The 22,773-nt window shown below is 47.2% G+C and carries 13 protein-coding genes; 6 read left to right on the plus strand and 7 right to left on the minus strand.

Features of this window, described 5'->3' with window-relative positions; translation table 11 throughout:
- Nucleotides 1–124 precede the first annotated feature (124 nt).
- Both QZW47_RS13400 and QZW47_RS13405 read left to right on the plus strand, forming a co-directional pair.
- Nucleotides 125–1,774: an ABC transporter substrate-binding protein gene (locus QZW47_RS13400; RefSeq protein WP_293127954.1), complete on the plus strand. Its 1,650-nt coding sequence runs from the start codon at nt 125–127 to the stop codon at nt 1,772–1,774.
- A 163-nt stretch (nt 1,775–1,937) separates the two neighbouring features.
- A complete protein-coding gene (locus QZW47_RS13405) occupies nt 1,938–2,597 on the plus strand; it encodes a pentapeptide repeat-containing protein (protein WP_293127918.1) in 660 nt (219 codons plus the stop codon).
- 131 nt (nt 2,598–2,728) lie between these two features.
- Here the strand turns inward: QZW47_RS13405 and QZW47_RS13410 are convergent, their stop codons facing one another.
- The 3 genes from QZW47_RS13410 to acnB all read right to left on the minus strand — a co-directional run bounded on the left by QZW47_RS13410 (nt 2,729) and on the right by acnB (nt 6,556).
- Nucleotides 2,729–3,121, minus strand: coding sequence for a cupin domain-containing protein (locus tag QZW47_RS13410; RefSeq protein ID WP_293127955.1), 393 nt, complete (start codon nt 3,119–3,121; stop codon nt 2,729–2,731).
- A gap of 99 nt (nt 3,122–3,220) precedes the next feature.
- Complete coding sequence (locus QZW47_RS13415; protein WP_293127920.1) at nt 3,221–3,364, minus strand: hypothetical protein; 144 nt, start codon at nt 3,362–3,364, stop codon at nt 3,221–3,223.
- A gap of 576 nt (nt 3,365–3,940) precedes the next feature.
- The gene (gene acnB / locus QZW47_RS13420; RefSeq protein WP_293127922.1) at nt 3,941–6,556 is read right to left on the minus strand and encodes a bifunctional aconitate hydratase 2/2-methylisocitrate dehydratase; all 2,616 of its coding nucleotides are present in this window, start codon (nt 6,554–6,556) and stop codon (nt 3,941–3,943) included.
- Between the two features lie 439 nt (nt 6,557–6,995).
- Here acnB and QZW47_RS13425 point away from each other — a divergent pair, with 439 nt between their 5' ends.
- Nucleotides 6,996–10,919 (plus strand): EAL domain-containing protein, encoded by a 3,924-nt coding sequence (locus tag QZW47_RS13425; protein WP_293127924.1) that lies wholly within the window; start codon nt 6,996–6,998, stop codon nt 10,917–10,919.
- A 394-nt stretch (nt 10,920–11,313) separates the two neighbouring features.
- Here the strand turns inward: QZW47_RS13425 and QZW47_RS13430 are convergent, their stop codons facing one another.
- Entirely contained in the window at nt 11,314–12,234 is a 921-nt protein-coding gene (locus QZW47_RS13430) for an AraC family transcriptional regulator (protein ID WP_293127926.1), read from the minus strand.
- 149 nt (nt 12,235–12,383) lie between these two features.
- On the opposite strand from QZW47_RS13430, the gene QZW47_RS13435 reads away from it, so the two are divergent.
- The 3 genes from QZW47_RS13435 (at nt 12,384) to QZW47_RS13445 (ending at nt 14,910) form a co-directional block, all read left to right on the plus strand.
- Nucleotides 12,384–12,836, plus strand: coding sequence for a nuclear transport factor 2 family protein (locus tag QZW47_RS13435; protein ID WP_293127928.1), 453 nt, complete (start codon nt 12,384–12,386; stop codon nt 12,834–12,836).
- A 19-nt stretch (nt 12,837–12,855) separates the two neighbouring features.
- Entirely contained in the window at nt 12,856–13,737 is an 882-nt protein-coding gene (locus QZW47_RS13440; protein ID WP_293127930.1) for an NAD(P)H-binding protein, read from the plus strand.
- A 435-nt stretch (nt 13,738–14,172) separates the two neighbouring features.
- Nucleotides 14,173–14,910, plus strand: coding sequence for an SDR family oxidoreductase (locus QZW47_RS13445; RefSeq protein ID WP_366930877.1), 738 nt, complete (start codon nt 14,173–14,175; stop codon nt 14,908–14,910).
- Between the two features lie 183 nt (nt 14,911–15,093).
- On the opposite strand, the gene QZW47_RS13450 is transcribed toward QZW47_RS13445, so the two are convergent.
- The 3 genes from QZW47_RS13450 to QZW47_RS13460 all read right to left on the minus strand — a co-directional run bounded on the left by QZW47_RS13450 (nt 15,094) and on the right by QZW47_RS13460 (nt 22,597).
- Nucleotides 15,094–19,653, minus strand: a complete 4,560-nt coding sequence (locus QZW47_RS13450; protein ID WP_293127934.1) for a PAS domain S-box protein — start codon at nt 19,651–19,653, stop codon at nt 15,094–15,096.
- Between the two features lie 1,537 nt (nt 19,654–21,190).
- On the minus strand, nt 21,191–22,153 hold the full coding sequence (gene mdh / locus QZW47_RS13455; RefSeq protein WP_293127936.1) for a malate dehydrogenase: 963 nt from the start codon (nt 22,151–22,153) through the stop codon (nt 21,191–21,193).
- A gap of 228 nt (nt 22,154–22,381) precedes the next feature.
- A complete protein-coding gene (locus tag QZW47_RS13460) occupies nt 22,382–22,597 on the minus strand; it encodes an NAD(P)H-quinone oxidoreductase subunit O (protein ID WP_293127938.1) in 216 nt (71 codons plus the stop codon).
- Nucleotides 22,598–22,773 lie beyond the last annotated feature (176 nt).

Genomic DNA, 22,773 nt, shown 5'->3' on the forward strand with positions numbered 1-22,773 from the left:
GAAGCGATAAGCTGCTGCTTGGGAGGTTTTGCCACAGACTATCTACCAAGAAACCCGGTTTCTACTTTAAAAGTACGTAAGTCCTGATAATATAATTACTAATTTGGAGTGTCTAGAAAAGATGATGGGAATCAACAAGTGGCAGTCGAGAATATCTATAAAACCTTCAGCGATCAAAATTATAGCTCTGTTCTGCCTGTGCTGCTTGTTAACGGCAAGTTGCGGACAGTCCGCTTCTCGATCGCCCAATTCGCCCAATTCGCCCAACAACGATCGCATTACAATTGGCACAACATTGAAGTTGCGGACGATCGACCCTGCGGACGCTTACGAAACCATCTCAGGGGAACTGCTGCGAAATTTGGGCGACACTCTCTACACCTACGAGTCGGGAACGACAAAGTTAATTCCCCACTTGGCGACAGCAATGCCAAAAGTTAGCAAGGACGGATTGACATATACAATTCCCCTGCGTCAAGGCGTGATTTTTCACGACGACACACCGTTTAACGCCACAGCAATGGAATTTTCGTTGCAGCGGTTTATCAAAAATGGCGGCCGTCCGAGTTTCTTGTTGGGCGACGCAGTAGAATCGGTGAAAGCGACGGGCGAATACGAATTAACTTTTCAACTCAAAAAGCCTTTTGCTGCTTTTCCTTCCCTGCTGACATTTGCCGGTCTTTGTCCCATTTCTCCGAAAGCTTACCAGATTGGGGACGGTAAATTTAAACCGGATACCTTTGTAGGAACTGGACGCTACAAGTTGGCGAAGTACGGTAGCGATTCTCTGAAGTTTGACGCATTTGATAAGTATTGGGGGGAAAAATCAGTCAATAAAGGTATTGACATTTTGCTGCTTTCGAGTTCTTCAAATTTGTTTAATACTTTTCGGACTGGGGCGATCGATGTAGCTTATTTGTCTCTGGATGCGGATCAAGTTCGTAGCTTGGACGAGGGAGCGAAAAAAGGAAAATGGCAGGAAATCGCGGGGGAGAGCAGTACAGTTAGTTATATGACGCTGAACATGAAGTCTCAACCGCTGGATAAGTTGGAAGTCAGACAGGCGATCGCTGCGGCGATGGATCGGCCATTAATTAACGATCGCGTCCTCCGAGGACAAGCGCAGCCGCTGTACAGCCTGATTCCCACAACCTTCGACGTTAACAAGCCTGTATTTAAAGAAATGTACGGCGACGCCAACATGACCAAAGCCAAGGAATTGTTAACAAAAGCGGGATATTCGGCGGCTAATCCGTTTGTTTTCCAAATCTGGCATCCTTCTGGTTCCACGAAACGCGCTTTAGTGGCGAGCACGATCAAAGCTTTGGCGCAACTCAAAATGGACGGGATCATGCAGGTGGAAGTTAATAGCGTTGAATCTCCGACTTTGTTTCAGAATATAGAGAAGGGGATTTATCCTGCGGTGTTAGTGGATTGGTACGCTGACTTTTTCGACGCTGACAATTACATTCAGCCGTTTTTGGATTGTGCGACGGGTTCGGCGGCCGGCGGGTGCGAGAAGGGTGCCAGTCAGGGGCAGGGTTCGTTTTATTATAACGATCGGGTAAATCAACTGATTGCCAAGCAGCGCCAAGAAGCAAACCCTCAAACCCGCAAAGCTTTGTTTGCCGAAATTCAAGACATACTAGGTCAAGATGTACCTTTCATCCCCCTTTGGCAGGATAAGGACTATACTTTTGCTCAGAACAGCATCACGGGTGTCCGTCTAGAACCGACGCAATCCTTCCCCTTTTGGTTCCTGAAAAAGCAATAATTGTTTACAAGAGATTTGGGTAGTTGAAACGTCAATAATTCTATCATCTTTTGTGCACAATAGGGTGATGATTGTCACAGTTTATCGAAGAGACCGATCACCCCACTCTCTCTAAAAATGTTGGATATTATTAGTAGAGAGAGATATCGCTGAGGGTGAGTATATGAAATTTGGAATTTTAACAACAACAGGGCTGCTAATTGCGATCGGTTTTGCTTCAGGAGTCAAAGCAGAAAACGTATCACACGTCAAGCAGCTATTAGAAACTAAAAATTGTACTGGTTGTGACTTGACAGGAGCGCAGCTTTCTGGTATGAATCTCAGCGGTGCCAATTTGAGCGGTGCCAATTTGAGCGGTGCCAATTTGAGCGGTGCCAATTTGAACGAAGCAAATCTGAAACAAGCAAATCTGAAACAAGCTAAATTGCCAGGTGCGAGTCTAATTGCAGCTAAAATGCACGGAGCAAATTTGGAGAGTGCTGATTTTACTCGCGCTAACCTGAGTCTGGCGGGTTTAGTAATTGCTAGTTTGAAAAATACGAACCTCACCAGCGCTAATTTAGTGGGCGCTAATTTAGAAAGTGCTAATTTGGCAGGTGCCAACTTGAGAAATGCTCGCCAGTCTGTATCGAATCTAGCTAATGTCAGCCTGCGGGGCGGCAGTTTGTCGGGAATCGACGTGCAGGGGGTCAACTTGCGGGATGCTAATTTGACTGGTGCTAATTTGACTGGTGCTAATTTGAACGGTTCGGACTTGACTGGGGCTAATTTGAAAGATGCCAATATGGCAAATGTAGATTTGAAAAACGCAGCTTTGCCTTAGGACGATCGCCAATTGCTATATCACACTATCGTGTTTAACAACCTTAATATAATCGTGTAGGGGCAATTTCAGAAATTGCCCCTATAATTTTAATTGCCTGTAATTTTACTTTTTGGTTAAGCTGGTGCGGCTCAATCTTCGTCCTCAGCATCTTGCGGGAAACGGATAATGTCATCCTCTCCGAGGTATTCGCCATTTTGGATTTCAATCATCACTAGGGGAATGACGCCGGGGTTTTCCACGCGGTGAGCGGTATTCATCGGCACATAGGTGGACTGTTTCTGCATGAGAATCGTCTCTTTATCATCGCAGATTACTTTAGCGGTACCGGAGACGACAACCCAGTGCTCGCTGCGGTGATAGTGCATTTGGGTGCGGATGTGGTGTCCCGGTTTGACTTCGATGCGATTGATCTTGTAACGATCGCCTGCGTCTATGACTGTAACTTTACCCCAAAACCGGGTTTGCGTGCGATCGTCGGTTTTTTCGATTGTGTCCGCTGTTTCTGCCACCATGCTGTTGATCTCGCTAACGGTATCTGTAAAAATATCTGTAGTTGAAAGTATATCAAAAGGTAAGTGCGATCGGGCTTTGGCTGAAGTTTTTCTGTCAACAATCCAGGTTTATGAAATTAATCGCCATTCGCGAGCATCCACAAACTGAGACAAATGCCCCACATTTGTAGTAACAATTACAACTTCATTCCCTGCATTTGCTTCCAATATTGCTTGAGCCGCCAGAATCACATCATGGTATGACCATAACAAAAATGGTTCGTAGTGTGGACTTTAGTCCGCTCTTATTGCGGACTAAAGTCCACACTACGAACCTTATACCATTCTCAGATTTATGTGAATCGGCGAGTCGAGCGATATCATGGATGGGAATTAGAGATTGTTGGTGAACCCCCCCCTACTTATATTGTAAACAAAAGGCGGGGGATGATTGATCCAGATTCTGGGATTTTTTTGAACCGCAGATGTAAGCGGATGAACACAGATGAACGCAGATAAAATTCATTCATCTGCGTTCATCTGCGTTTATCTGCGGTTCAAAATAACCATCTCAGTAAGCTTCGCTCATATTACCAGAAAGAATTGGTTTAAAGCCGGAATCATTGTATGGAGAACTTAAAATCTGACTATTCATTTCTCCAATCCTCTTTCTTCCAGATCGAGTGCTGTCAAGCGGTCAGCCCTTCGACTTCGCTGACAATCAACAATCAACAGTCAACAGTCAACAGTCAACAATCAACAATCAACAGTCAACAATCAACAATCAACAATCAACAATCAACAGTCAACAGTCAACTGTCAACTGTCAACTGTCAACTGTCAACTGAATTACTTGCTCAACACACCTTCAGGAATACCCAAAATATCCTCAATTCGAGGCATATCTTCCAAAGCAATCACTCGTCCTTCATCCTCAAATCCAGCAATTTGATCGAAATTCAAATATCGATACAAATCCCCAGCAAAAGGATTGATTTTTTTCGCGACAATCTCGTGGTATTCTTCGACTGTGGGAATGCGACCTAACAGCGAACAAACAGCCGCTAATTCCGCCGAACCGAGATAAACTTGTGCATCTTTGCCCATGCGGTTGTTGAAGTTGCGAGTCGAAGTTGAAAATACAGTTGTGGCATCTTTAACCCGCGCTTGATTTCCCATACAAAGACTGCATCCCGGCATTTCTGTGCGCGCTCCAGCGGCTCCAAAAATGCTGTAATAACCTTCTTCTTTCAGTTGCTGTTCGTCCATGCGAGTGGGCGGACAAATCCATAGGCGAGTTTTCACTTCTCCTGAACCTTCCAATACCTTCGCAGTGGCGCGGTAGTGACCGATATTTGTCATGCAGGAACCGACAAATACTTCGTCTACCCGATCGCCCGCAACCGCACTCAACAGCTTCACATTATCCGGGTCATTCGGCGCAGCCACAATGGGTTCTGTAATTTCGTTGAGATCGATTTCGATGATTTCCACGTACTCAGCATCAGCATCCGCTTCCAGCAACACCGGATTCGCCAGCCATTCCTCCATTTTCGCCACCCGGCGCATCATCGTGCGCGCATCTTGATAGCCCCGCGCGACCATGTTTTTTAGCAGCGCGACATTAGAACGAATGTACTCAGAAACAGTCTCTACGCTCAATTTAATGGTGCATCCGGCGCAAGAACGCTCGGCGGAGGCATCGGTCAATTCAAAAGCCTGCTCGACCTTTAAATCGGGCAAACCTTCAATCTCCATAATCCGCCCAGAAAAGACGTTTTTCTTATTCTGTTTCGAGACTGTCAGCAAACCTTTTTGAATTGCTACGTAGGGAATGGCATTCACAACATCCCGCAGCGTTACTCCGGGTTGCAATTCACCTTTAAATCTGACTAAGACCGATTCTGGCATATCCAAAGGCATGACGCCCAAAGCAGCAGCAAATGCTACTAATCCCGAACCCGCAGGGAAGGAAATTCCTAAAGGAAAACGAGTGTGAGAATCGCCACCAGTTCCGACTGTATCCGGCAACAACATCCGGTTCAGCCAAGAGTGAATAATGCCGTCTCCCGGCCGCAAAGCTATACCTGCCCGCTGTGCCATGAAATCGGGTAATTCGTGGTGAGTTTTGACATCAACTGGTTTCGGATAGGCGGCGGTGTGGCAGAAACTTTGAATTACCAAATCGGCGCTAAATCCCAAACAAGCTAGTTCTTTTAATTCGTCGCGAGTCATGGGCCCGGTGGTATCTTGGGAACCGACTGTGGTCATTAATGGTTCGCAAGATGTGCCGGGACGAACGCCACCTAAACCGCAAGCTTTCCCTACCATTTTTTGGGCTAAAGTGAAGCCTTTTCCGGTATCGGCGGGTACTGTTGGGCGGGTGAAAATCTGGCTGATTTCTAGTCCTAAAGCTTCGCGAACTTTATCGGTTAAAGTGCGTCCAATTAAGAGCGGAATCCGGCCGCCGGCGCGCACTTCGTCGAGAATTGTGTCGGGTTTGAGGGTGAAGGTGGAGATGATTTCTCCGGCTTCGTTGGTGATTTCGCCTTTGTAGGGATGGATGGTGATTACCATGCCGGTTTCCATTTGGGCGACATCGCATTCGATCGGCAATGCACCGGAATCTTCAGCGGTATTGAAGAAAATCGGGGCGATCGCACTTCCGAGAATATAACCGCCGTTGCGCTTGTTGGGTACAAACGGAATATCGTTACCAATGTGCCACAGCACCGAGTTAATCGCCGATTTCCGCGAGGAACCGGTGCCGACAACATCGCCAACGTAGGCTACGGGATGACCTTTTTGCTTTAATTGGGCGATCGTTTCCAGAGATCCGGGCATCTTGCTTTCGAGCATTGCCAAAGCGTGCAGGGGAATGTCCGGCCGCGTGGTAGCCTGAGGTGCGGGAGACAAGTCATCGGTATTGGTTTCTCCTGGCACTTTGAAGACTGTTACCGTAATTGCTTCCGCTAGTTCGGGGCGACCGGTAAACCACTCAGCATCGGCCCAAGAATCGACTACTTGCTTGGCGTAGGGATTAGTATCCGACAGGGCGAGAATGTCGTGGAAAGCGTCAAATACTAACAGCGTTTTGCTCAAGGCGCGGGCTGCCGTGGCGGGGATAGCGATTTCAGCAGTAGGATTGAGCAAATCGATTAAAGATTGGACGTTGTAACCGCCCATCATTGTCCCCAGCAGGTAAACTGCCCATTTGGGAGCAATTAGGGGGCTGTGGATTTCGCCTTTGGCGATGCCGGTCAGAAAACCTGCTTTGACGTAGGCGGCACTATCTACGCCCGGTGGTACACGATCGCGCAATAATTCGATTAAGGCGGATTCTTCCCCCGGCGGCGGATTTTTGAGTAATTCGCAGAGTTCTGACGTTTGCTGGGCGTCTAGCGGCAGCGGTGGAATTCCCAATGCGGCGCGATCGGCAGCGTGTTGGCGGTAAGATTCAAGCATTTTCCTCTCTCCTCGGATAGTTTTGGGTAGTTGTTTGCGGATGACCGGGCGGTTGAAACCGCTTTTATAGGAACACAACCCACTCCCAGCGGGTTGAAGACCCTGGGTTGATTAAATTACATTATCCTCTGGTGTCCCCGGAGGCGGACATCGTTTGTATAGACGCGCTTTCAATGTACGTCTTATCTTATCTGAACCCTATTGAGCCATACATGAAAATTTAATGCAACTTCAGGAACAGTAGATTTTCCTACCAAAGATAGATGCGCTCTCCACTGGGAGTCCATGTCAAACTCCTCTCGATCAGTTTTGGGACGTAGATTGACATTGTTCTGGTTAAGATTGATGTAGTGGGGTACTGTCGAGCGTCCTCTGCATCTGAAAATCGTCCGTTACCCTAAGTTTAAAAAAGTTATCCGCTCAATGGATCGATTCAAAAATGGAAAGTTTGACCCCTGAAAACGGTGAAGACTGTCAGGGCTGTGCCGCCAAGCCAGACTTGTACGAAGAGTTGCCAGGAACCAAAGAATTGCTGCTGACGATCGCCAATTCGATGCCGATGCCGATGATCGTCAGCACTGTGGCTGAGGGCAAAATTCTTTACAGCAACGATTTATGCCGTCAGGCTTTCGGCCTGGGGGCACGGGAGTCGATCGACGGCGAACCAGCCTCCATCCTCTACAACAACCCCGCAGAGCGCCAAGAACTGCTGCAAGAGCTCGCCCGCAACGGACACGTCCGCGAGACAGAAGTCCGCCTCAAAAAAGTTGACGGGACGCTGTTTTGGGCAACTGTATCGATGCGGTATTTGACACTGCTGTCGCAAAAAACTGTGCTGTCGGTGTTTTGCGACATTACCGAGCGCAAGCTAGCTGCCACCAAGGAGCAGGAATTACTCACCTCAATCCACTTGCGGGCCCGCCAGCAAGCGGCCGTCGCTTACTTGGGACAGCATGCCCTAGTCGAAACAGATTTGTTGGCATTGATGGACAAAGCAGCGATATTGATTGTTCAAACGCTGGACGTTGATTATTGCCAGTTGTTAGAACTTCTGCCCTCAGGTGATGCTTTTCTGTTGCGAGCGGGTGCGGGGTGGCAGCCCGGACTTGTGGGTAACGCCACTGTTACCGCTTCTAGTCGATCGCAAGCAGGTTACACATTGCTCGTGGGTCAACCGACGATTGTCGAAGATTTGCGGCTGGAAACGCGCTTTAGCGAGTCGCCGCTGCTACACAACCACCGGGCATTCAGTGGCGTGACAGTCATCGTTCCCGGCAATCGGGGACTGGGGAAAAGAAACTGGGGACACGCAGCATCGACGAATACTTCCTCTGCACCGGCCTGGGGCGTTTTGGGGGTTCACACCAATCAGCGGCGGGTATTCAGTCAAGATGACGTTTATTTTGTAGAAGCGATCGCCAACGTATTAGCCGCGGCGATCGAGCGGATTCGATCGCAAGAGCGGTTGCAAATGATGGAACGGGCGATCGAAAGTTGTAGCAACGGCATTGCGATCGCCGATGCGGTGGTTGCACACCATCCGATTATTTATGTCAATCCCAGTTTTGAGCGGATTACAGGTTATCGCAGAGACGATTTAATCGGGCAAAATTGCCGGTTGTTCTACGGTAGCGACACTGACACAGCCGCTGCTAAACAATTGCGCCGGGCCATGGCACAAGGGAAAGAATCTCAAGTTATTTTACGCAATTTTCGGAAAGATGGGACGCCTTTTTGGCACGAACTGTCGATCGCTCCGGTGTACAACTCGCGGCGCCACTTAACCCACTTTATTGCAGTGCAAACAGACATCACCGACCGCCAGCGATCGGAAGAAGAATTATTTTTGAAATCTCAAGCCTTAGCAACTTTCAGCGCCAATCTCAAACACTTGCACCGGATTACAACTTATCATTATCAAAACTTTGAAGAACTGGTTGACGATTATCTAACAGCAGGCTGTTTGATGTTTGGACTTTCTATTGGCATCATGGCTGAAGTTGAAAGCGAAGCTTTTATTGTGCGGGCAGTAAAAACCAATTTGGGATATTTCGAGCGCGGTTTAAAATTGCCTCTGGGCGAGACTTACTGCGCCGACGTGATGAAACATCAAAAAACGCAGCTATTTTTTAATGTGGGAGCAAACTCAGAAGTCCGGGAACGTGCAGTTTATCAAAAAAGCAAATTAGAATCTTACATCGGAACCCCGATATTTGTTAACAATAAAGCCTACGGTACGTTAAGTTTTAGTTCGCCAGAAATTCGGCGCAAAAAAATCGAAAGCCACGAAATAGAAATCATAGAATTGATGGCTCAAAGCATCGGCAAATTTCTGGCAGTTTACCAAATGGAAGTGGAACGCCAGCAAGCAGAAAAAGAGCGCTGCGATTTGATACTATCTCTTCAAGAAAGTGAAGAACGCTATCGCCGTTTAGTAGAACTGTCTCCCGAAGCGATCGCCGTTCACTGTGAAGGGAAAATAGCCTACATCAATGCAGCAGGCGCTAAACTCCTCGGCGCCGACTCTCCAGCAGCGCTCATCGGCTTTCCGGTATTGAAATTCGTCCATCCCAACTATGTGGAAACAGCCAAAGAGCGCATGAGGCAAGTCGAGGAAGAAAATCAGCCGATCGAGCTGGCGGAAGAAAAACTGATGCGGCTCGACGGACAAATCATCGACGTTGAAGTCGCCGGCATCCCCGCTATTTATCAAGGCTCAGCCGCCGCCCAAATTATTATCAGAGATGTCACCGAGCGCAAGCGAGTAGAAAAGCAACTGCTGCACGGTGCTTTTCACGACGCCCTGACAGGTTTACCGAACCGCGTTTTGTTTATCGACAGGCTACGACAATCCATCCGCCGCTCGAAACATTCCCCCGATTATAAATTTGGTTTGCTATTCTTAGATTTAGACCGCTTCAAAGTAGTTAATGATTCTTTAGGACACATTCTCGGAGACAAACTGCTAGTCGCCCTAGCGCACCGCCTGCAAACCTGCGTGCGCGTTTCTGATACCGTCGCCCGTCTTGGGGGAGACGAATTCACAATCCTGCTAGACCACATTCAGAGCCTCAGCGACGCCACCCTAGCAGCTAACAGGATACAAACAGAACTGACACGACCGTTTAATATCGAAGGACACGAAGTATTTACCACTGCTAGCATTGGGATTGTTTTCAGTCGGGGCGAAGTCGCAGCAACCGAAACAGGAGGCGAATCGCAGTTGTACGCTCACCCTGAAGAATTCCTGCGCGATGCTGACATTGCTATGTACCGGGCTAAAGCTTTAGGAAAAGCCCGCTACGAGGTATTTAATTTGGCGATGCACGACCAAACTATCTCGCTGTTGCAGTTAGAAACTGACTTGCGACTAGCTATTTTTGGTAAGGAAGAATTAGGTGCGAGTAAGGATGAATGTTCGGACTTTATTGTACACTACCAACCAATTGTCTCGATCGCCAGCGGTGCGATCGAGGGTTTTGAGGCTTTGGTACGCTGGCAGCACCCGGTTCGGGGTCTAGTACCGCCGTCTACCTTTATTCCTGTAGCCGAGGAAACAGGCTTGATCGTGCCTCTGGGAGCTTGGGTGCTGCGGGAAGCTTGCAGGCAATTGCGAGTTTGGCAAGAAATGTTGATTGAAGAAGGAAGAAGGAAGAAGGAAGAAGGAAGAAGGAAGAAGGAAGAAGGAAGAAGGAAGAAGGAAGAAGGAAGAAGGAAGAAGGAAGAAGGAACATGGGAAAAATTCCCAATTCCCGATTCCCAATTACCGATTCCCAATCACCAATTACCAATCACTAATTCAGAGTTACCAATTGTCGAGCCTTCAAAATTAACAATGAGTGTTAATCTTTCTCCTAAACAGTTAGGAATGGCAAATTTAATCGAACACATAGATGAAATATTGGCAGAAACTGGCTGTGCTCCGAGTTGTTTAAAATTGGAGATTACTGAAAGTGCGATCGTAGAGAATGTGACTAAAGCCAATATTGTGCTCGCCCAATTAAAAGCTAGAAATATTCGATTGTCGATCGACGATTTTGGTACGGGTTATTCGTCTTTGAGTTACTTGCACCGCTTTCCGCTGGATACGCTGAAGATCGATCGCTCTTTTGTGAGTCGCTTGGGCGCGATCGAAAACGGTGACGGCGGGGGTCAGCATTTGCAGATTGTGCGGGCGATCGTCACTTTGGCTCACAATTTGGGATTAAATGCGATCGCCGAAGGTGTGGAGACAGCCGAACAGTTAGCACAGCTACGGGAACTCGACTGCGAATTAGCTCAGGGATATTTGTTTTCTAAGCCTTTGGACAGTTTAACGATGACAAAAATGCTGAGCGAACTTGGCAAGATCAAGTCTAGTTAAATAGTGTTCAATATCATCTTTGAAATAGCAATCTTATTAAAAACTTTCGCTGTATAGCAACCTTCTCGGCGGTTAGGACATAAATCAATACGGTTCACTTAAAGTTTTTTTGTCATTGCGAGCGTACCCGCGAAGCAATCGCAGTGTTTATTTTTCACATGATTTTATAGACTGAACAGTCTTAAGTAAACCGTATTGGGACATAAATAACTTCATGAATAGAGCCGATATCCTTACTGCATCAAACCATTGATGCCCGTTATGCAACTGTCAACTCTTCGACTTCGCTTTTCGCGCTCTTCTGTCAACTCTTCGACTCCCCTCGACTTCGCGGGCGGGCAAGTCGCTTTTCGCGCTCTTCTGTCAACTGTCAACTGCTATACCATCGAGCTTCTTAACTACTTTTGAGCCGAGCAATATCGCGAGACGGAGGTGCGCCGAACAACCGCCTGTATTCGCGATTGAACTGTGACGGGCTTTCATAACCTACATCATAGGCAGCAGTCGTCGCATTGGAGTTTTCGGCAAGCATCAGGCGGCGCGCTTCTAATAGTCTTAATTGCTTTTGATATTGAATGGGACTCATTGATGTCACTTGCTTGAAATGGTGATAGAAGGATGAAGGAGACATCTTAACTTTCTCAGCTAAATCCTCAACTCGCATCGGCTGCGTAAAATCTGCTTTGATCAGTTGTATTACCTCGGCAATGCGCTGCATATTGCTGCCGGATGTCGCAATCTGACGGACAGCTTCGCCTTGTTCGCCCATTAACAGACGATAATAGATTTCGCGGACAATCATCGGTGCCAAGATCGGGATATCCTGCGGCGTATCTAACAGCTTTGTTAGTCTGAGCGCGCAATCGAGCAACGGTGCATCGGCGGTGCTGACGAACAAGCCTCTAACCGAATCTTCTTTCTTAGGCGCGCTGGGGATTGTTTGGGCAATAATATCACAAAGTTGGCGCGGATCTAGATTCAGCTTAAATCCTAAATAAGGCTTGTCTGGGGTTGCCTCAACCACAAATCCGCTCAGAGGCAAATCAACTGAGACAACAAGATATTGAGACGCGCCATAACAATAGGTTTCCTCACCCAGCAAGGCTTTCTTTTTGCCCTGAATGATGATGCCGAGAATAGGTTGACAGAGAAGGGGTAGTGCGGCAGAAACAGAAGATTCTCGCGCGAACTCTAGCTGATCTATATCTGTTTTATGAGAACCGTCTCCCTTACCGTCGGTGTGTCGGGTTAGCAGTGCTGTAAGTTCTTGACACTGATTGCCGATCGCATCATGGTTGAGCATTTCAATCGTCATAATGTTTTATTGACTAATTTAATTACACTCTTTTGAGTATAAACCATGCTTTGGAGGATTAGGCAATAAACTGCGAGGTATGTGCATTGAAAAGTCTTGTTTTTACTCATACGATGAACACATCCCAATCAAACAAAAAGGATAAGGCAATGACAAAATACCAGACAAAAATCGCAACAGTTGCTCAGATTTTTAGCGACCACCTCCAACTAATTAGCAAAGATATCCCAGCTTGGCTAGAACTATTCGCTGAAGATGCGATAGTTGAATTTCCCTATGCTTCTGCTCTTGGTTCACCTGACCGATTGGCTGGCAAAACTGCAATCTACAACCACATGAAAGATGTGCCAGCAAAGATGCAAAATTTGACATTCACGAATATTCGATCGCACCAAATGTTGAATCCAAATTTTCTATTTGCTGAGGTTCACGGGGAAGCCACGATTGTCGCCACAGGTTGCCACTATCAGCAAGATTATGTGATGCAACTGGAAACTAAGGAAGGCAAAATCATCCATTACCGCGAATACTGGAACCCTATTCCTGCTCTTGAGGCGTGGGGTAGCATCGAAAATTTGCACCAATCTTTTAATGTACAGTAATAAACAGGCGAGGATGGCGATGAAAATTGTAATTGCAGCCGCATCAGGCAATATTGGACGGCGCACTGCCGAAAAAGTTATCCAGGCTGGATCCGAAACTGTTTTGCTAGCCAGACATTCAGAAAAGTTAGCCGATTTAGTTGCCAAAGGAGCTACTGTAAAGCCGATCGGCAGCGATGACACCGAAGGGTTAATTGAGGCAACGCAAAATGCCGATGCTTTGTTTTGGCTGACTCCACCAAAACTTGATGTACCAAGCCTATACGACTGGTACATTCAGACGGCAATGGCTGGAGCAAGAGCAGTGCAGGAAAACCGCATCAAACGAGTCGTCAATATTTCCAGCATTGGCGCGGGGGCAAAGCCAAACTTGGGTGCAGTCTCATTCTGTGGGGATGTGGAAGCGCTTTTCAACCAAACAGATGCAAATCTGTTGCACCTGCGTCCTGGCTATTTTATGGAGAATTTTCTGGCTGGTCAAGTTGAGTTTATTCGCCGAGATCGGACTGTAAACTTTTCCTTTCCCAGCGATCGCGATATCCCTTGGATTAGCACTGATGATATCGGTGATGTGGCAGCAAAGTATCTAATCGACGATGCTTGGAGCGGTCAATGGACTCGCAATCTTATGGGGCCGGAAAATTTAACGGTTTCTAAAATAATTGAGATCCTTTCAAAGATGCGCGGTCATCCGATTGAATATGTCCAGGTGACAATTGAGTCATTTCAGCAGAGTCTTGCGTTGATGGGAGCAACACCTGATATTCAACGAGAGATAGGGAATATGTACCTTAATTTTGGCGATTATGACGGAGTTTATGCGACAGCTAGAACACCTGAAGCAGTTACACCAACAACGTTTGAAGAGTTTGCAAAAAACAAATTATTTCCCAAAATCTGAATTTAGAATGCTTCAACTTAACTCATCTTATACCATTTGTCAAAAGCCACGAGCCATAACAAGTGTTGTTTGTTTCTCCAGCCGAGGTGTAAGGTACGTCGCTATCAGATTGTCTGTGTTATGACGGGGATTTTATAGGGCGACACACCCTACAAATACTGTTGGATGAGTTGGCATAAATGGTATGAGAAACAATCAAAGGAGTTTTCCATGTCAAATGTAAATGGAAAAGTTGTGATTATTACAGGAGCCAGCAGTGGAATTGGTGAAGCTACAGCTCGGAACAAGTGTTGTTTGTTTATCCAGCCGAGGTGTAAGGTGCGTCGCTATCAGATTGTCTGTCTTCTGACGGGAATTTTATAGGGCGACACACCCTACAAATACTGTTGGATGAGTTGGCATAAATGGTATGAGAAACAATCAAAGGAGTTTTCCATGTCGAATGTAAATGGAAAGGTTGTGATTATTACAGGAGCCAGCAGTGGAATTGGTGAAGCTACAGCTCGGATGTTGGCTCATCGAGGCGCAAGAGTGGTTTTGGGCGCACGTCGCACCGATCGCCTAAACGCAATTATCACAGACATTCGTGCTGCGGGTGGAACTGCTGAATACCAGGTTCTGGATGTGACACAACAAGGTCAATTGCAAGAAATTGTGCAATTTACCCAAAATAAGTTTGGTCGCGTCGATGTCTTGATTAACAATGCTGGCGTGATGCCACTGTCTGCGCTCGACCAATTGAAGGTTGAGGAATGGGATCGCATGATCGATGTCAACATCAAAGGCGTGCTCTACGGAATTGCCGCAGTTTTGCCGGTGATGAAGGCGCAAAAATCGGGGCAGATTATCAATATTTCCTCGATCGGCGGACACGCGGTATCTCCTACTGCTGCGGTTTATTGTGCGACTAAATTTGCGGTGGGGGCGATATCAGAAGGGTTGCGACAAGAAGTCGGCGGTGATATTCGGGTGACGGTGATTTCTCCGGGAGTCACGGAATCGGAATTAGCTGATAGCATCAGTGATGAAACTGCCAGAATTGGGATGAAAGAATTCAGAAGAATCTGTATTCCGGCGGAGGCGATCGCGCGATCGATTGTATTTGCGATCGAGCAACCCGATGATGTCGATGTCAGCGAGATAATTGTCCGCCCCACGGCTAGCCCCTACTAGGAGAAACAGTCGCCGTATCATAAATTGCCTGTTGGCGAGTTCGGCGACCGATTATTAGATCATGTCTAGCTCGATCGACAAGCATAAAATTGGTTTGTAGTGAGGACTTCAGTCCTCGGGAAGAAGGACTGAAGTCCTCACTACAAACCGTTGCAGATTGCGCGCAATTGACCGAACATCTGATTAGCAATTAGCTTTGAGCGGAATCTCGATCGCAAATTCAGCACCCTGTCCCGGCGCCGAAGTGCATTTCAGCGTGCCTTTGTGTCTGTCTGTAACAATTTGATAGCTAATTGACAATCCCATCCCAGTGCCTTTTCCTACAGGTTTAGTGGTAAAAAATGGGTTAAAAAGTCGAGTACCGACAGTCTCGGGTATTCCCGGCCCATTGTCAGCAATCCGAATCAGGACTCGATCGGGTTGTAGTATTTCAGTGGAGATGCGAATCAGGCTGGGATTTTGCCGCATTTGCTCGGCAGAAAGCCGGGAGTCTCTTTCTTCCAAAGCATCTAAAGCATTGCTCAAGACATTCATAAAGACTTGATTTAGCTGTCCGGCATAACATTCTACTAACGGCAATTGACAGTATTCTTTAATCACTTCAATTTCGGGATGATTGTGTTTGGCTTTGAGTCTGTGCTGCAAAATCATCAGAGTGCTATCTATGCCGTCGTGGATGTTTACTGCTTTCATTTCTGCTTCGTCCATGCGGGAGAAGGTGCGTAGAGATGCCACGATTTGCTGAATTCTATCTGCACCGACTTTCATTGATGTCAACAGTTTCGGTAAGTCATCCATGAGAAATTCGAGTTCAATGGCTTCTACTTCTTCTTGAATTTCCGGGACTGGTTCAGGGTAGTGATTTTGGTAAAGTTCGATCAGGTGCAGCAAGTCTTGAGTATATTCGTTGGCGTGGCTGAGATTGCCGTAAATAAAGTTAACTGGGTTGTTGATTTCGTGGGCTACTCCTGCAACGAGTTGACCGAGAGATGACATTTTTTCGCTTTGAATTAACTGCGATTGAGCGCTGGTTAATTGCTGCAAGGTTTGCTCTAATTCGCGAGCTTTATTGCGAGTTTGGGCGTAAAGTTCGGCTTGGTTGAGGGCGATCGCCAATTGAACTGTAATCGCTTGCAACAATTCGACTTCGCTGTCGCTCCAGGGCCGCACAGAACCGCTGTTGCAGCAGGTAATTGCACTCATCACGCCAGAAAGTGCCTGCATGGGGATGGCTAATACAGATTGGTAGCCCATCGCTCGAATGGTTTGTTGCCAAGCAGGATCTGCCACTGTTTTGACATCATCCAGCCGCACGATGTCCATCTGCAATATTTGTTCTCCAACAGGGCCAAAGTCGGACGCCGGATAGCGACCTATTAAATCGGGAAGCTGGGCGTGGCGAGATTCTTTAATAATTTCCCAGACAGGCTCCTCCCCGTCGCAGGAGTACCAGGCAAAATTGCAGCGATCGATCTTCAGAAAAGCGCGAATTTCCTTAACTGCGACTGTAACGATGCTGTCGAAGTCGAGGGAATTGCGGATTTGAGCGGTGAGAATGTTGAGCAATTTTTCTCTTTCTGCTTGCTGCTTGAGTTGGGCTGAAGATTGCCTCAAGGCAATTTCTGCCTGTTTGCGATCGGTAATGTCTTCGGTGACAGCTAATAGATATTGCGGTTGACCATCAGCACCGAGTATTGCTGTTTTCTTGCTGTGAAATATCCGCGATTCTCCTTGGCGCGTTTCCACCTCTTGTTCGGCAATTTCTACAATTTGCCCGCTGTTGAGCACTTCGCGGTCTTTGGCGGTGAAAACATCAGCTTGTTCTGTGGGGAAAAAGTCGTAATCATTTTTGCCGATAACTTCTGCTGCACTGAAACCGAGCAACTGTTCGGCTGCGGGGTTCCACAGCACAAATCGCAGTTCTTGGGCCTCCTTGGCAACTACTCCTACGGGTATGGTTTTGAGCACTGATTCCATAAATTGTTGAGCGCGTTGCAGTTCTGCTTCTGCCTGTTTGCGATCGCTAATATCTCGCACATTGGCAATGACGCTGAGATTGCCGTTGAGATGAATTCTTGACACAGCAATTTCTGCATCAAAGGTGGAACGATCATTGGGACGCTTAGCTTTCCATTCGATACGGGTGCTTTCGCCTGACAATACTTTTTCCCAAAGTTCTCTCATTAGTTGAATAGGATTTTCGTCGCTTGAATAGTCTTTCGTAATTGATGATTGAATTGCTTGTTCTCGACTAACTCCGTACATTTCTAACATTCGATCGTTGACATCGAGAATGTTACCTTCTAAGTCTTGAATGAAGATAGCGTCGTAGACATTGTTAAAGATGGTTCGGAGGTTTTGCTCGGAAACTTGTACGGCTGCTTCGGCTTGTTTACGATCGCCAATTTCTTGTTCTAACTGGGTGACTGCTTGGGAAAGTTCGGCCGTGCGCTCGCTCACTCTGTCTTCCAACTCTGCTGCTGCTTCTCTCAGGGCTGCTTCGGCGGCTTTGCGATCGGTAATGTCGATCGCCGTGCCGAACAATTTTACCACCTTGCCGCCGGCATCGGTTTCGGAGCGGGCCAAGGCGTTGAGATGTCGCAGAGTGCCGTCGGGACGGCAAACGCGGAAGTCAAAATCAAAGGGAGTACCTGTTTCGAGTCCGCGCTGTACTAGGGCTCCCCACAATTCTAAATCTTCTGGATGGATCAGATCGATTTGTTCGGCTCGGCTGGGCGCGATCGATGCCGGTTCGAGCCCAAATATGCGGAAGAGTTCTTCCGACCAAGTGACGGTTTCGGTGGCTGCGTCGAGTTCCCAATTGCCGACGTGGGCGAGTCTCTGGGCTTCTTTTAGCTGTCGCTGGCTGTCGCGGATGGCGGTTTCGGCAACTTTGCGATCGGTAATGTCGAATAATACGCCGGAAAATACGATTTCGCCAGTTTCGCGGAGGGTGGGCATGGAGTCGCCTTGCCACCAGCGAATTTCTCCGTTTGGCTTGACTAATCGCCCTTCGTAGTGCCAGGGAGAGAAGTTTTCGACGGCTGCGGTGACGGAAGCGATGTAGCTTTCCAAGTCTTCGGGGTGGATGCGGGAAATGAAGGAGGTGATGTCTTGCATTATTTCTGCTGCTGTGATGCCGCTGATATCTTCGATACGATCGCTGGTATAGTCAACTCTGCACTCTCCATCGTTGCTGCAAAATTGAAACAGAGCTCCGGGGATGGTGGCCGCGATCGTCCGAAATTTGCCTTCGCTGGCGCCCAGGGCGGCAAAAGTCTGGCGGAGTTCGGCGGTGCGTTCTTCTACTCTGGTTTCTAGTTCGGCGTTTGCCTGTTGTAAGGCTGCTTCTGCGCGCTTGCGATCGGTAATGTCGGTGGCTGTACCGGTGGTGCCGATGATGTTGCCGGTGTCGTCGTACAGGGCGATCGCGTTGAACATCAAATGTTTGATGCTGCCGTCTTTGGCGAATTGGGTGGTTTCGTGCTGAAAAACTGATTCTCCCTCCAGGAGGCGGGCGAAAACTGCTAAATCTTTCTGGCTTTGTTCTGGTGTCACCAAGTCAGAGAAGGGCTTACCGAGCATTTCTGCTGGTTCGTAACCGTAGATGTACTTAACTGCTGGGTTGACGAAGGTGTAGCGTCCAGTCGCATCCACTGACCAAATCATATCTTGGGAGGTTTCTACCAAACGGCGGTATTTGGTTTCGCTGGCTTTGACGGCTTCTGCTGCTGCTTTGCGTTCCGTCATGTCGCGGGAGACACCGACACTCATTGTGATTTGCCCGTCTTGATTGCGGATCGGTGTTTTGACTGTGCTGAACAGCCGCACTTGTCCGTCGTAGCGCATCGCCGGTTCTTCGGCAATTTCCAGAGTCTGTCCGGTTTCAAATACGAAGGCATCATCTTTGATGTACTGGAGAGTATGGTCGGGCTCGGCGAAAGGTGCGTCTACGATGCCTTGAAGTTCCTCTTGACTCATGCCGTAATAGTCGCGGAATGCTTGATTTGCCCAGACGATTTTCGATTGGGGGCCTTTGACTAATACCATATCGGCGATCGAGTCAAGAATTTGGTGATATTTTTGCTCGCTGTCGCGGAGTTTCTGCTGTGTAGATTCGATTTCTGCTAATTGCCTTTGGGTTTGCAAGTGCAATTCGGCCTGATAAATTGCGACTGCTAAATGTTCTCCTACTTGTTTGGCAAATTCGATTTCATCTTCCTGCCAATCGCGGGGTTGGCCGCAGGAGTGAACGCACAGCAACCCCCATAAATGTTGCCCTTGCAGCAGCGGTACGACTAAGTTGGCTCGGATTTGAAATCGTTTGAGGATTCTGAGGTGACAGGGGCTCAACCGCGCTTTGTAGATGTCGCTGACAGATTGAACGTATCCTTTGGCATAGTTGGCGGCAAATTGTTCGCCGAAGCAGTGATCGTGAACTTTGGCACCTAGGGAGGGGCTGTATTGGGGCAGCACGTCTTCTGATACTACTTCGCCGTCGTTCCAGTCAGACTCGGGAATGAAGCGGTAGACGGCGACTCGATCGGCATTTAGAAGTTGCCTGACTTCGGTGGCTGTGATTTTGAATATTGTTTCTAAGTCTAGGGATTCGCGAATTTTGCCAATCACTCCCATCAGCGCTTGCAGCTTTTTGAACCAGGTTTGAGACTGCATTTCTCTTTCTAGGTGAGCTAGCTTCTCGCGGAGGTTGGTTACTTCTTGATACAGGTATTCATGAAACATAATCTTATTTGTTTAGTTATTTTGCGGTTGGGTATCGAGGTAAGTTGACGGTTGACGGTTGACGGTTGACGGTTGACGGTTGACGGTTGACGGTTGACGGTTGACGGTTGACGGTTGACGGTTGACGGTTGACGGTTGACGGTTGACGGTTGATAGGTGATAGTTGAGGGTTGACAGTTGACAGTTGACAGTTGATAGGTGATAGGTGATAGGTGATAGGTGATAGGTGATAGGTGATAGGTGATAGGTGATAGGTGATAGGTGATAGGTGATAGGTGATAGGTGATAGGTGATAGGTGATAGTTGATAGTTGAGGGTTAACTCGATAGAAGGAAGAAGGAAGAAGGAACAAGCAAGAGTTGACAGTTGAGCGAAGCAAAAAGGAAAAATGCCCTTCGGCTAGGCGAGTAGGTAAAAATCAGCAAGAAGGAAGGAAAAAGCAATGGAAGGCAAGGGTTTGTGACATGGGAGAGCGTCCTAACCATCGGGCGCGGTTGCTGTCAATCTAAAATATAGAGGGCAAATTCTCCTACTTCTCCTACCAGTTAGCAGCTACTCGCGCTGCATTTCCGTATTTTTTCTAGATTGGGAGGTCGAACCAGCATTTTAACTCAGTATATTTACGGTAAAAACGGGCGATCGCCGATCGGATACTGCATAAATTGTCAATAGTTGAGAATTTTACTCAAAAGTTACGCATCAACCCGGTTTGTTAACATACATTAAGTCAGGGAAGCTGCGAAAGCGAAAAGGAGAAACCCGGTTTCACGGCGCAAGCGCAGAGTCCTGAACTAATTTTGACATTTTTTTCCGATCGCCTGCGGTTGTAGTTGTCACCTTTTTCTGATTATCGCAAACTTCATCGATCTTGTCCTGAGTTTTGCGATCGAATATCCTGTTGGGAGTGCCTCTTTTAAGATTTATTTGAATTTAGCCGATCGGCTTATTTAGAGTTTTTGCTAATTTTCGATTTATTTGTCATACATTCTATTTTAATAGATTCTTTGGGAACACTTCGATATTTTAGATAAATTTTGATAAATCTAATTATTTTACCATAAAAAACTGGTTTAAAGCCTCTCCCTTAAAGGCGAGAAATTAAAAGAAAACTATTCATTAGTCCAATCCTCTTCCTTTTAGGTAGAGGTCGCACTCATCTGTCAACAGTCAACAGTCAACAGTCAACTGAATGAAGTAATTGCTTTTATTGGTTAAATTTATTATAAAATACCTGACTTTAATTGATAAATATTCGAGCGTTCCGAAAAATGCAGAGTTCGGGTTCCTCTAGGCAGATGTATTGCAAGATAGAGCTGAGGCAGACTTGTAACCGTCATCACAGGGGATTCAAGCCCCCACCTTTAGGTAGATTATTTTTAGGCAGGGGCTTAAATCCCCTGCCTAAAAACTTCGCACTCCGAAGTCAACCCCTCGACTTCGCGGGCGGGATCTTCTGTCAACTGTCCCAGGTCAACTGTTAACGCCCGGTGTTGTGATCTATCGCCGTGAGTTTATGGTAATTTTTATTTACTCGCAGTTACTTGCTGGTACCAGCAGTTTTCAGTATCCTCTTTGCTTCCTCAATATTTTGGGAAACAACTTTTCCTGATTCAATTAAGGCGGCTTTTTCTGTATCGCTGAGTTCGAGTTCGACTACCTGTTCGACTCCCCGATATCCCAAGCGGCAGGGAGAACCTAAAAAGATATCTTGCACGCCGTATTCGCCGTGCAAATAAACTGAGCAAGGCAAGAGTCGCGATTGATTGAATAAAATAGATTGTACCATCAAACAGGCGGAAGATGCGGGTGCAAAATAGGCACTCGAAGTCTTCATCAATCCGACAATTTCTGCGCCGCCGTGGCGAGTGCGCTGTACGATGCGATCGATCGCCCCTGCATCCATCAGTTGAGCAATGGGAATGCCGTTGACTGTGGAATAGCGCGGTAAGGGTACCATCAAATCGCCGTGGGAACCGATGACTGTGGCGCACACTTCAGCAATGGAAACGCCCAATTCCATAGCAATAAAAGTTTGAAAGCGGGCGGAGTCGAGAATGCCGCCCATACCGATAACTCGGTGTTTTGGTAAATCCACAGCTTCCCAGGCTAGATAGGTCATGATATCTAGGGGATTTGTCACTACAATTAAGATTGCTTCGGGGGAATGGGCGAGCGCACTTTTGGCTGCTTCGGTGACAATTTGAGCGTTGATTTTAATTAAATCTTCGCGATTGATACCTGGTTTGCGGGGAATGCCGGCGGCAATGACGATGATATTTGAGTTGGCTGTATCTATATAATTGTTTGTGCCGATGATTTGGCGATCGTGGCGTTCGACTCCCCGCGCTTGCATCAAGTCCAAAGCAACACCCTGCGGCCAACCTTCGACGATATCTAGCAATACTACATCTGCTAAATTTTTCTCGGCAATTCGTTGGGCTAAGGTGCTACCGACTTTACCTGCACCGATAATTGAGACGCGAGTTGATGGGGAATTCATTCGATTTTAGATTGGGGATTTTAGATTTTAGATTTTCAGAATGAGCTTAATTGCGATCGAGCGCATTGTATGTAATCTACATTACCTTTACTCAGGTATGTTGTTGCGCTTCAGCGCTCTTTCATATATGAAAGAGTGCAAGCACAACAACGTACCTAAAAGTTAGCGAAGATCGGGAATAGTTCCAGTTGCGTCCAGAACCGACGGTAATGTTTTGTGTCGGTGAGTTTACTTAAAATCTTCGAGTTGGTCTACGCGCAGCCAAATATTTGGGGTGGGGACTTTGCCAAATTTGACGAAGGCGTAGTCGCCGCGAACATCCATCACTTCGCCTTTGGTTTCAAATAGATAGGAGGAAAAGCGCTGGTCACTGGCTTGGGCTTCTAGGCTGTTTTCCAATTTTTCGCGAATTGCACGGACTATGCTACCTTTTTTGATTGCCATAATTTGCTCTGTTTCATTTATAAAAGTATACAAATTTTAATGCCGATTTGGCTTTAATACCAGTTAAAAAAGTCGGTGATTGAAGCTACACGAACCAAGTTGTTGATTGAGTCGGCGGTTGAAACCGCGACTACACAAGCGAAGTCTGCCTCCGCAGACTGAAGATTCGGAAACTG

Origin of the sequence: Microcoleus sp. bin38.metabat.b11b12b14.051 (assembly GCF_013299165.1) — a bacterium.
In the GTDB taxonomy this organism is placed as follows: domain Bacteria; phylum Cyanobacteriota; class Cyanobacteriia; order Cyanobacteriales; family Microcoleaceae; genus Microcoleus.

Bases quoted from the DNA above. Each gene is read 5' to 3' on its own strand.
- QZW47_RS13400 (WP_293127954.1), top strand. From the start codon at position 125: ATGGGAATCAACAAGTGGCAGTCGAGAATATCTATAAAACCTTCAGCG.
- QZW47_RS13405 (WP_293127918.1), top strand. From the start codon at position 1,938: ATGAAATTTGGAATTTTAACAACAACAGGGCTGCTAATTGCGATCGGT.
- acnB (WP_293127922.1), bottom strand. From the start codon at position 6,556: ATGCTTGAATCTTACCGCCAACACGCTGCCGATCGCGCCGCATTGGGA.
- QZW47_RS13425 (WP_293127924.1), top strand. From the start codon at position 6,996: ATGGAAAGTTTGACCCCTGAAAACGGTGAAGACTGTCAGGGCTGTGCC.
- QZW47_RS13430 (WP_293127926.1), bottom strand. From the start codon at position 12,234: ATGACGATTGAAATGCTCAACCATGATGCGATCGGCAATCAGTGTCAA.
- QZW47_RS13435 (WP_293127928.1), top strand. From the start codon at position 12,384: ATGACAAAATACCAGACAAAAATCGCAACAGTTGCTCAGATTTTTAGC.
- QZW47_RS13440 (WP_293127930.1), top strand. From the start codon at position 12,856: ATGAAAATTGTAATTGCAGCCGCATCAGGCAATATTGGACGGCGCACT.
- QZW47_RS13445 (WP_366930877.1), top strand. From the start codon at position 14,173: ATGTCGAATGTAAATGGAAAGGTTGTGATTATTACAGGAGCCAGCAGT.
- QZW47_RS13450 (WP_293127934.1), bottom strand. From the start codon at position 19,653: ATGTTTCATGAATACCTGTATCAAGAAGTAACCAACCTCCGCGAGAAG.
- mdh (WP_293127936.1), bottom strand. From the start codon at position 22,153: ATGAATTCCCCATCAACTCGCGTCTCAATTATCGGTGCAGGTAAAGTC.
- QZW47_RS13460 (WP_293127938.1), bottom strand. From the start codon at position 22,597: ATGGCAATCAAAAAAGGTAGCATAGTCCGTGCAATTCGCGAAAAATTG.